Origin of the sequence: Psychrobacter proteolyticus (assembly GCF_003350005.1) — a bacterium.
Taxonomy (GTDB): domain Bacteria; phylum Pseudomonadota; class Gammaproteobacteria; order Pseudomonadales; family Moraxellaceae; genus Psychrobacter; species Psychrobacter proteolyticus.
Map to the genome: position 1 here is coordinate 1 of NZ_QLKS01000012.1, position 10,335 is coordinate 10,335.

The 10,335-nt window shown below is 43.5% G+C and carries 10 protein-coding genes; 8 read left to right on the top strand and 2 right to left on the bottom strand.

Annotated features, from left to right (window positions below; all coding sequences use genetic code 11):
- Positions 1–189 precede the first annotated feature (189 nt).
- A complete protein-coding gene (locus tag DXK30_RS12535) occupies positions 190–1,143 on the bottom strand; it encodes a PDR/VanB family oxidoreductase (RefSeq protein ID WP_114701969.1) in 954 nt (317 codons plus the stop codon).
- A gap of 79 nt (positions 1,144–1,222) precedes the next feature.
- Positions 1,223–2,269, bottom strand: coding sequence for an aromatic ring-hydroxylating dioxygenase subunit alpha (locus DXK30_RS12540; protein ID WP_114701970.1), 1,047 nt, complete (start codon positions 2,267–2,269; stop codon positions 1,223–1,225).
- Between the two features lie 341 nt (positions 2,270–2,610).
- On the opposite strand from DXK30_RS12540, the gene DXK30_RS12545 reads away from it, so the two are divergent.
- From DXK30_RS12545 to DXK30_RS12580, 8 genes are all read left to right on the top strand, one after another.
- A complete protein-coding gene (locus tag DXK30_RS12545) occupies positions 2,611–3,330 on the top strand; it encodes a GntR family transcriptional regulator (protein ID WP_114701971.1) in 720 nt (239 codons plus the stop codon).
- Positions 3,331–3,609: 279 nt separating this feature from the next.
- Positions 3,610–4,818, top strand: coding sequence for a 3-oxoadipyl-CoA thiolase (pcaF, locus tag DXK30_RS12550; protein WP_114701972.1), 1,209 nt, complete (start codon positions 3,610–3,612; stop codon positions 4,816–4,818).
- Between the two features lie 2 nt (positions 4,819–4,820).
- Complete coding sequence (locus DXK30_RS12555) at positions 4,821–5,993, top strand: alpha/beta fold hydrolase (RefSeq protein ID WP_114701973.1); 1,173 nt, start codon at positions 4,821–4,823, stop codon at positions 5,991–5,993.
- Between the two features lie 95 nt (positions 5,994–6,088).
- Complete coding sequence (gene pcaH / locus DXK30_RS12560) at positions 6,089–6,817, top strand: protocatechuate 3,4-dioxygenase subunit beta (RefSeq protein WP_114701974.1); 729 nt, start codon at positions 6,089–6,091, stop codon at positions 6,815–6,817.
- Positions 6,818–6,820: 3 nt separating this feature from the next.
- Entirely contained in the window at positions 6,821–7,444 is a 624-nt protein-coding gene (gene pcaG / locus DXK30_RS12565) for a protocatechuate 3,4-dioxygenase subunit alpha (protein ID WP_114701975.1), read from the top strand.
- A 96-nt stretch (positions 7,445–7,540) separates the two neighbouring features.
- Positions 7,541–8,731 carry a 4-hydroxybenzoate 3-monooxygenase gene (gene pobA, locus DXK30_RS12570; RefSeq protein ID WP_114701976.1) on the top strand — a complete coding sequence of 397 codons (1,191 nt, stop codon included), beginning with the start codon at positions 7,541–7,543 and terminating at the stop codon, positions 8,729–8,731.
- 58 nt (positions 8,732–8,789) lie between these two features.
- Positions 8,790–9,461 (top strand): 3-oxoacid CoA-transferase subunit A, encoded by a 672-nt coding sequence (locus DXK30_RS12575; protein ID WP_114701977.1) that lies wholly within the window; start codon positions 8,790–8,792, stop codon positions 9,459–9,461.
- Complete coding sequence (locus DXK30_RS12580; protein ID WP_114701978.1) at positions 9,461–10,108, top strand: 3-oxoacid CoA-transferase subunit B; 648 nt, start codon at positions 9,461–9,463, stop codon at positions 10,106–10,108. Before DXK30_RS12575 ends, DXK30_RS12580 begins: the two co-directional genes overlap by 1 nt.
- Positions 10,109–10,335: the final 227 nt, after the last annotated feature.

The window sequence follows — 10,335 nt, forward strand, 5'->3', positions numbered from 1 at the left end:
CCGCAATCTGTCTATGAAAAAGCCAAAGAAGCGAGCGCGGCTTGTAAGGTTTAGCTTAATACGATTACTATTTAATAAAAAAGACCCTACTAGGGTCTTTTTTATTATCTTTGAAGCTAAGCTGCTTTTGAAGTTACCTGCCGAAAAGTAAGTCGCTTTTTTACGCTGGCAACCCTAAAGTTGAGACAATTAAATATCTAGTACCAGTTGGGCGCTTTTTGCGCGTGAACAGCAAGGTGTAAACTGGTCATTTTTGGCTTGTTCTTCTTCTGTAAGAAAGACATCTTTGTGATCTGGGATTCCCTCGATTACACGAGTTAAACAAGTTCCGCAGACACCAGATTCACAAGAAAAAGGTATTTCAATATCAAACGCCTCTAATACTTCAATGACAGTTTTATCAGATGGTATATTTATAACTTGCCCTGTGCTACTGATCTTAATATCAAAGCTGTCATCATCAACACTACTGATTGGGCCTGCAGAAAAATACTCGCGATGTAATTGCTCTGCTGACCAATGCTGTGCTTGTGCCGTCTCAAGGACATGTTCCATAAAACCACCAGGTCCACAAACGTATACATGGGTATCAGGCTCAGGAGAGGCAAGTATTTTGGCTGTTTCAAGCTTTTGGGAGCCATTACCATCATCAAAGTGAAAATGCACGTGATCAGCGAACTCTGATGCTTGAATACGTTCGATAAAAGCTGTCTTTTCTGGACTACGAGTACAGTAATGCAGCTCGAAATCTGCGCCCGTATGGGCAAGTCTCTCCGCCATACAGAGAATAGGGGTAATCCCGATACCACCCGCAAAAAGCAAACTGCGTTTGGCATCATGAACAAGTGGGAAATGGTTTCGTGGCTCACTGATTTGAAGGTGGTCACCTTCATTTATTTGTTGATGCATTGCTAAGGAACCACCACGCGATGCAGGGTCTTTCAAGACTGCTATCTGATAACGATGACTCTCGTGAGGGTGATTGCATAGAGAGTATTGACGGGTAATACCATTAGGCATTTTAACGTCAATATGAGCACCGGCACTAAAGGGAGGTAACGTATCACTCTCTAAGCTTGCCAACTCAAAAAGACAAATGTCATTAGCGATAATTTTTTTTGAAGTAACCAAAATTTCCATCATAATAGATATCCTTAACCAGTCATGTTTTTAACTGGCTATTAGCTAAGTTATTGTTAGATAACTGTATAAAAAGTGACGTCTAGAGGTTTATGTTCTCTATTAATTGGCATTCCTCTTTAATGAGATTATCTAAGATACGTCGTGATTTGACACCACCAGTATCAATGTTTAGCTTTAATAGCTTGCGCTCAGGATACGCTAATAGGTTAAGTTGCTGACGTTCTAGCATCTCCAAATCCTCACTGAAAATTTGATGCTGCCCTTGACGAATCTGCTCTGTTAAATCAGTATCTTCTGGTTTAAAGTTACGTGCCATACCCCAAAAATACCATATGGAAGTCTCAGTCTCAGGTGTAATAAAGTCTACTACGATACTACCTGCTTTAAATTCAGGATCTGCTTCGTAACCCCCTTTTCCAGCATGGGCAACCCCAACTTCAATCATTACTTGGCTGGGCGGAGTAAACCGACAGATCTGCCATCTATCCACGGGCACATCGTCAGCCAATTTATTGGAGCGTAGCGCTGCTTGCCAAAATGGAGGCGCAAAGATATCTTCCATGAATCGACTAGTAATGACTGAGTCGCCTTCAGAGGTAGTATGGACAGGTGCTTCATCAATTTCTTCCTGTCCTATGCTACTTGCGTGTACATAGGTCTCATGAGTAAGGTCCATCAGGTTATCTATCATCAAGCGGTAGTCACAGTTAATATGAAACAGGCCGCCGCCATACGCCCATTCAGGATTATTTGCCCATTCTAATTCTGGAATTTTTGAATCATCTGCAAGCTCAGCATCACCCGTCCAAACCCAAATAAAGCCGTGGCGCTCGACCACAGGGTAGCTACGATTACAAGGAAAGCCTCTGACACGCTGTCCAGGCATGTCTACCGTCTTTCCATCACTTCCCATTTTTAGACCGTGGTAGCCACATACGAGTAGTCCGTCTTCAACATAGCCCAATGATAAAGGGGCACCTCGGTGTGGACAAAAATCTTCAACTGCTGCCACACCTGTTGAGCTTTTATAAAAGACAATGTTCTCTCCACAGATTTTGCGTCCTAGCGGTTTTTCTTCAAATTCATCTGGTGTACAAGCAACGTACCAGCAATTTTTTGGGAACATATCAAACTCCTTTTGTGTGTAAATTTCCATGTGATTGGATCCAATTTATCATAATAAAAGCGTTTGTCTACTAATATTTGCATAAATTGGATCCAATTTTTAAAAAATCAGTTTTTTATCAGACTTAATAACTGTAGTTTGGTCTAAACAAAATGACTGTCATCTGCTTTTAGCAGGTGTTTATAAGGCTGTCTTGGAAATTGGATCGTCAAACAACTACCCTTTGGCCTATCTGCTATTAACTAAGAGCTCTTTAATACTGATAGAATGTTATTCTAGTTTTGAAGTTGAGAACGGGCTGTGTTTTTATCTTAAAAGCTTTAATTGATAGTGAGGTTTGGATGAGTAAGGCGGGACAACGTGTAATTAGCGCATTACGGCAGATGATAATCTCTGGTGATCTAGTGGCTGGAGAGCGTATTGCTGAAATACCAACAGCTGAACGTTTGGGTGTGTCTCGGACACCTATACGTATGGCTTTTCGGTCACTTGAGCAAGAAGGTTTGTTGATTAAGTTGAAAAATCGCGGTTATCGCGTACGTAAAGTGACACCTGAAGAGATCAATGGTGCGATAGAGGTTAGGGGCGTCTTAGAAGGGTTGGCAGCGAGACAAGCAGCTGAAAAGGGGTTGACCCCACAACATCGACAAAGTATGTTGAAATGCCTTATTGAAGGGGATGCATTATTTGCTAAAGGTTATGTTACCGAGGAAAATCTAGAGACTTATCACGAACTTAATAAACACTTTCATTCGTTGATCATTGAAGCCAGTTGTAATCCAGCTATTGATATAGCAAAAAATCGCAACGAGCATATGCCGTTTGCATCCGTTAGCTCGTTAGCTATTGATCGCGATAATTTGTCTGGAGAATACAGACGATTTAATTTTGCTCATATGCAACATCATGCTGTTTTTGATGCAATTACTCATGGACAAGGAGCGAGGGCGGAAGGAATAATGAGAGAACATGCAAATGCGACATTGCGTTATGCAAAGATATTCAGTTCAGAAATGACGGATCCTGATAAGATACGTGTGATCGGTGGTGATTCAATATAAGTAGTAGGGTTCAGTCGGTGATAAACGAGCTTTTGCTCCTATAATTGTATCCAATCAAAAGAGACCCAAATGGGTCTTTTTTGTTTTTAAAAACTGATGATACATGTTGGCTATATTTCTAATATCAAACCGGATACTGGATTTAGTATTTAATTAAAGAGTATGTGTAATAACGTGATTGACAAGACAAAAGAAAGCGTGTAATTTAATTCACTATACGAACAATAATTCTAATATAGAACAAATGCAATCCATCAATAGATTATTCAGGAGCAAGATATGACCGCAGTCTATATTTGTCATCCAAAGCGCTCAGCAGTAGGTCGTTATGGTGGTGTGTTAGCTGATATCCGTCCTGATGATTTGTTAGCTCAGGTAATTAAAGCAGTGCTGGATGATGCCCCTGACTTTGACCATAGTGCGATAGAAGACAGCTTTATGGGGTGTGCCAATCAAAGCGGTGAAGACAATCGTAACGTTGCACGCATGAGTGGCTTGTTATCAGGCCTCTCAGAAAATGTACCAGCGACAACTATTAATCGACTATGTGGCTCAGGTCTCGATGCAGTAGGAACGGCCTTTCGCGCAATAGTTAGTGGTGAGATGGAACTAGCACTCGCTGGGGGTGTCGAATCAATGACCCGCGCACCATTTGTAATCGGTAAGCCTGAGGGTGCTTATGATCGTCGTCAAACGTTACAAGACACAACCATGGGTTGGCGTTTTATTAATAAAAAACTGGATGCCATGTATGGTACAGAAGCGATGCCGCGCACCGCAGAAAACCTAGCGGAAAAATATAATATCTCTCGTGAAGACCAAGATTCTTTTGCGGTATGGTCACAACAAAAAGCCGCTCAAGCACAAAATGATGGACGTCTAGCGGCCGAAATTACTCCTATCACAATCGAGAGACGCAAAAAAGAAGCGTTGATCGTCGATACAGACGAGCATCCACGTCCGAATACCGATATAACTGCTCTAGAAAAACTGCGCCCTATCTACGAAGGAGGGACGATTACCGCTGGTAATGCTTCTGGCATCAATGATGGTGCTGCTGCCATGTTAATCGCTAGTGAAGCGGCCGTAAAAAAATATGGTCTAACACCAATGGCAAAAATCGAAGGGATGGCAACTGCTGGCGTGGAACCAACTATTATGGGTATCGGTCCGGTACCAGCTACTCAAAAACTATTAAAGCGTCTTAATCTTAGTTTAGACGATATCGACATCATCGAGCTCAACGAAGCTTTTTCTGCCCAAGTACTAGCCTGTTCAAGAGAGCTAGGATTAGAGGATCGCGATCCAAGACTGAATCCTAAAGGTGGCTCTATTGCTTTAGGCCATCCACTTGGCGCTTCTGGTGCACGTATTCTGATTTCAGCTATTCATGAGTTACAACGTACCAAAAAAGACCGTGCACTTTGTACGATGTGTATCGGCGTTGGTCAAGGTATTGCCTTGGTGGTTTCAAGAGCAGGAGAATAATAATGGCATTTTTGACAACAGACACGCACCTTATTGCTTACCAAGATAGTGGTGAAACCTACTTGCCAGCATTGTTTATGGCGCATCCGTTAGGCATGAGCCGTAACGTATGGGACAAAGTATGTGATGAGCTACATGGTCATTATCGCTGCATACGTTGGGACTTGCCGGGCCACGGTAGCAGTGGCGCTGCCTATGCAGATTTGACTATAGAGCAGTTGGCTTATGATGTACTCAGCTTAGCAAGCGCTTTAGATATTGAAAGCTTTAGTTTCATTGGTACTTCTATTGGCGGCATGATTGGACAAAGCCTGTGCCAAATTTCGCCAGAATCTTTAGAGCAGGTTTGGCTCACCAATACAGGTGCTGTGATTGGTACAGCAGAGGCGTGGACTGAACGCGCTGCCAACGTTCGCAGTTTGGGCTTGGCTCAAATGGCTGAAGGGATTGTCCCGCGCTGGTTTGCACCTGCGTATATTAAACAAAACCCTGATGCACTACTTGGATGGCAAGTACAGTTGTCACGCAACGATGATGAGAGCTATGCCAAGCTTTGTGAAGCCATTGCGCAAGTTGATAATCGTGAACACTTAGCAAGTTATACAGGCAAGGTTGCCTTACTGGCAGGTAGAGAAGATGTCTCTACACCGCCTGCGACGCTAGCCGGACTCCAAGAAGCTTTTACCAATGCTGAGCTAACCGTATTTGACGGGTTAGCACACGTGCCAGCGGTTGAAATGCCCAAACAGCTAGTCGAATACATACAAAACAACCCTATGCGTGATTCTATTGGGCAGACGGGTATTGGTTATGAGCAAGGTCTTACACAACGTAAGCGAATTCTTGGTGAAGATCATGTTGCCAAGGCCTCCAAAAATGCCACAACATTAGATGGGCCTTTTCAGCAATTTATCACACGTAATGCTTGGGGAGAGCTGTGGGGAGATCCTAGCTTGACCGTGCAACAAAGAAGCATGATTACGACCGCCATATTAGCTGCCCTTGGGCGTGATGGTGAACTGGGATTGCATTTACGTACCGCGCATCGTCTAGGTATCAACGAAAATCAGTTACGTCAGGTGCTGATGCATGTATCGATTTATGCTGGCGTACCAGCAGCCAATCATGCGTTTTCTTTAGCCAAAGATAATGGATGGGGTAATCCCATCAGTTAAGGCAGCAATGAGTCAGCACAGTAGTTAATTAGCACAGCAGCTAGTTAGCACCCGATATTGATAAAGTTTGCTTTATAAAAATGGAGAGCAATGTAATGAGCCATAAATACCCCTCTTTTCTATCACGTGATCGCACTTGGCAGCCAGAACCCTACACACCAGGTTACAAAACTTCGGTGGCGCGTTCACCGCGTCAAGCGTTGGTCAGTCTCCAAAGAGCGAGCGATTCAGAGCGTAGTGGTCCTGTATTTGATGGTTTAGAAATCGGTCAGTATGACAATGACTTATTGATGAATTTTCGAGCAGATGGTGAGCAAGCAGGCCTGCCTATTGGCGAACGTATCATTATGCATGGTCAGGTAATCGATCAGTTCGGTAAGCCTGTGCCCAATACGTTGGTTGAGATGTGGCAAGCAAACGCTGGTGGTAAATATCGTCACAAAAAAGATGGCTATCTGGCACCACTAGATCCTAACTTTGGCGGTGTTGGGCGATGTATCACTGATGCTGAAGGTCGCTATCGTTTCCGTACAGTGCGTCCAGGGCCTTATCCGTGGCCGAATGGGGTTAACACTTGGCGACCTGCGCACATTCATGTATCTGTAATGGGTCCTTCAATCTCTACGCGTCTGATTACCCAAATGTATTTTGAAGGGGATCCGCTTATTCCACTGTGCCCAATTGTACAAGTGCTAAAAGATCCAGAAGCTGTTGAAACAATGATTGCACGCTTAGATATGACTAGAAGCAAGCCAATGGACTGTTTGGCCTATCGTTTTGACATCGTGGTGCGCGGTGCATTACAAACCTATTTTGAGGAGTAAATCATGTACAGCCAATACAAATTACAAGACGACAGTGGTCTGTTGCGTGAAACGGCCTCTCAAACGTCAGGTCCTTTTGTACATATCGGCTTGGCATTAGAAATTGCTGGTTTTGAGTCACGATCTGATGAGATTTGGCAAGATTTGGCCAAAGAGGGTGCTGAAGGTGAGCACATAGAATTGGTCGGTCATGTATACGACGGTAATGGCGAAGCGGTACATGATGCATTGATCGAGATATGGCAAGCAGACAGCCACGGTGATTATATTAGTAACTTTGATAACAAAGAACCGTTTAGCGGGTTTGGACGTAGTGCTTGTGCTTTAGATGGGGACTTTCATTTTCATACCGTCAAACCTGGACAGGTGGATTTTTATGGTAAGCCCATGGCGCCGCACGTCAATATCGCCATTTTTGCACGTGGTATTAATTTACATCTGCAAACCAGAGCCTATTTCGATGATGAGCAAGAAGCTAATGAGCAGTGTCCAATATTGAACAGTGTACCTTCAGCAGAACGTCGAAAAACATTGATAGCCAAAAAAGAGCAAGGCGATGGCAAACCTCGCTACCGATTTGACATCTACTTACAAGGTGATGGAGAGACTGTTTTTTTCGATTTTTAAATAAATACTTTTACGAATAGCTAATGGCTTTCGTAAAGAAGTGGTTGATAAAAATGTAGTGCAAATAGGAATTTATCAAGTAATGAGAGGGATTTCATGAATTATAAAACTCAGGTGGCCATCATTGGTGCTGGCCCATCAGGCTTATTGCTCGGTCAACTACTGACCAAAGCAGGTATCGACAACATTATTTTAGAGCGTCAAACAGGAGAGTATGTCCTAGGACGTATCCGTGCAGGTGTTTTGGAGCAGGGTACTGTAAATCTGATTCGTGAGTCGGGCGCTGGCGAGCGAATGGACAAAGAAGGATTGATTCATACTGGTACTGACTTTAGTTTTCAAGGTGAGCATTACCATATAGACCTAGAAAAATACAGTGGCGGCAAACATGTCGTGGTATATGGCCAAACAGAAGTCACTCGAGACTTGATGGAAGCGCGTGAAAAAGTTGGCGGTGTTACTGTCTATAAAGCAGAGAACGTTGAGCTGCATGATATTGAATCAGACAAGCCTTATGTCACTTATCAGCATGACGGTGAATCGTTCCATCTAGACTGTGACTATATAGCTGGGTGTGATGGTTTTCATGGTGTCTCGCGTAAGTCTATTCCTTCTAATAAGTTAGAAGAATATGAAAAAGTCTATCCGTTTGGTTGGTTAGGGTTGATGAGTGACACGCCACCAGTCAATGAAGAGCTGGTCTACTGTGCTCATGAACGTGGCTTTGCACTGTGCTCGATGCGCTCTCCAACCAGAAGTCGCTACTACATCCAAGTGCCTGATACAGACAAGATTGAAAACTGGAATGAAGAAAAGTTTTGGGCGGAGTTAAAACGCCGCATTCCCCCAGCAATGGCTGAACGACTAGTGACTGGTCCTGCTATAGAAATGAGCATTGCACCGCTACGCTCTTATGTTTGCGAAACGATGCAATATGGCAAAGTGTTCTTATTGGGAGATGCGGCACATATTGTGCCGCCAACTGGGGCTAAGGGACTGAACCTAGCTGCTAGTGATGTAGAAACAGCGTTTCGTTTGTTTGTGAAAATATATGAGGAAGAGCGTACAGACTTGATCCCTCGCTATCAAGAAATCTGCTTGGCACGCGCTTGGAAAGCCGTACGCTTCTCATGGTGGATGACCATGCTATTACATCGTTTTCAGAGTGCAGGTCGTTTCGATTTTCGTGTACAGCAAGCTGAGTTTGATTATTTTATTCATTCAGATGCTGGGAAAGCAACGATTGCTGAAAACTACGTGGGCTTACCGTTTGAAGCGTTAGAGTAAATAGTTGAGTTTCAATTATTTAGACCTAGCTACTCAACTTTTTATATAGGATGATTCCATGTTAAATAAAGTGACAGAATCTGCCATCGACGCCATGAGTCATATCAATGATGGGGCGACTATCTTGATAGGTGGGTTTGGCTTGGCAGGGCAACCAGCAGAGCTGATTGATGCGCTGATTGAGCGTAATGCTAAAGACTTAACAATCGTGAGTAATAATGCAGGCAATGGCGAGACAGGATTGGCACTATTACTAAAATCAGGCTGTGTACGCAAAATTATTTGTTCGTTTCCACGTCAGCATGACTCGTATATCTTTGATGATCTTTATCGATCAGGCAAGATTGAGCTGGAAGTTGTACCACAAGGCACGTTGGCTGCTCGTATGCAAGCTGGCGGTAGTGGTCTTGGCGCAATTTATACACCGACCGCTTACGGTACGCTGCTGGCTGAAGGCAAGGAGACACGGACTATCGATGGCGTAAATTACGTATTGGAATATCCAATTAAAGCAGATTTTGCCCTTATCAAAGCTTTTCAGGGCGATCGTTGGGGCAACCTAACCTATCGTAAAGCTGCTCGCAATTTTGGTCCAATTATGGCGGCAGCATCGAAGCATACTATTGCTCAAGTGAGTGAAGTAGTCGAATTGGGCGCGTTGGATCCTGAACACATCATTACACCAGGTATCTTTGTGCATGAAGTTGTCTGTATTGAAGGAGATAAATAATGAGTAATTATACTCCACGTTCAGTTGATGAGATTGCCAAGTGTGTTGCTCAAGACATCGAAGAAGGCATGTATGTCAACTTGGGCATCGGACAGCCTACCAAGGTCGCTGACTTTCTACCAAAAGATAAAGACATTTTTTTGCATAGTGAAAATGGTGTTTTAGGCATGGGGCCCGCTCCTGAAGAAGCTGATAGAGATGGCGACCTGATCAATGCTGGCAAACAATATATCACGCTACTCAAAGGTGGTAGTTACTTTCACCATGGTGACTCTTTTGCCATGATCCGCGGTGGGCATATCGATCTATGTGTTCTTGGAGCATTTGAAGTCGCTAAAAATGGCGATATTGCTAACTGGTTTTTGGGTCGTCCAAAAGACATTCCAGCCGTTGGCGGAGCGATGGATTTGGCGGTTGGGGCCAAAAAAGTTTACGTCATTATGGATCACGTTAGCAAAAATGGCGAACCCAAAATCGTTGAAAGTCTCAATCTCCCTATTACTGGCGAAAAGTGTGTCAATCGAATTTATACGGATTTAGCGGTGATTGATATCACTGAGCAAGGGTTGGTGGTACGTGAAATGGTTGATGGGTTGACCTTTGATGAATTGCAATCAAAAACGGGCGCGACATTGCGACAGCCATAACCTAAAACAACTCGTGACACGCTATTATCAGTACAGCGCTTAACCATCAAGAAGGGATTTCATGATGAAAAAACACTTATCTCTAGCAGTCATACAAGCTATTTGGCCTGTTATAAATGATGATACTAATGAGATTGCATCAGCCTCTAAGAACAAGGCAGGTGCTATATGACATTTTTAGTCAAGCTCAGCGTCTTAATCTCTAGATTATGCCAATTTATCGGTGG

What these genes read in the sequence shown, in the direction of transcription:
- DXK30_RS12580 (WP_114701978.1), top strand. Translation starts at nt 9,461, where the DNA reads ATGAGTAATTATACTCCACGTTCAGTTGATGAGATTGCCAAGTGTGTT.
- pobA (WP_114701976.1), top strand. Translation starts at nt 7,541, where the DNA reads ATGAATTATAAAACTCAGGTGGCCATCATTGGTGCTGGCCCATCAGGC.
- pcaH (WP_114701974.1), top strand. Translation starts at nt 6,089, where the DNA reads ATGAGCCATAAATACCCCTCTTTTCTATCACGTGATCGCACTTGGCAG.
- DXK30_RS12575 (WP_114701977.1), top strand. Translation starts at nt 8,790, where the DNA reads ATGTTAAATAAAGTGACAGAATCTGCCATCGACGCCATGAGTCATATC.
- DXK30_RS12535 (WP_114701969.1), bottom strand. Translation starts at nt 1,143, where the DNA reads ATGATGGAAATTTTGGTTACTTCAAAAAAAATTATCGCTAATGACATT.
- DXK30_RS12555 (WP_114701973.1), top strand. Translation starts at nt 4,821, where the DNA reads ATGGCATTTTTGACAACAGACACGCACCTTATTGCTTACCAAGATAGT.
- DXK30_RS12540 (WP_114701970.1), bottom strand. Translation starts at nt 2,269, where the DNA reads ATGTTCCCAAAAAATTGCTGGTACGTTGCTTGTACACCAGATGAATTT.
- pcaF (WP_114701972.1), top strand. Translation starts at nt 3,610, where the DNA reads ATGACCGCAGTCTATATTTGTCATCCAAAGCGCTCAGCAGTAGGTCGT.
- pcaG (WP_114701975.1), top strand. Translation starts at nt 6,821, where the DNA reads ATGTACAGCCAATACAAATTACAAGACGACAGTGGTCTGTTGCGTGAA.
- DXK30_RS12545 (WP_114701971.1), top strand. Translation starts at nt 2,611, where the DNA reads ATGAGTAAGGCGGGACAACGTGTAATTAGCGCATTACGGCAGATGATA.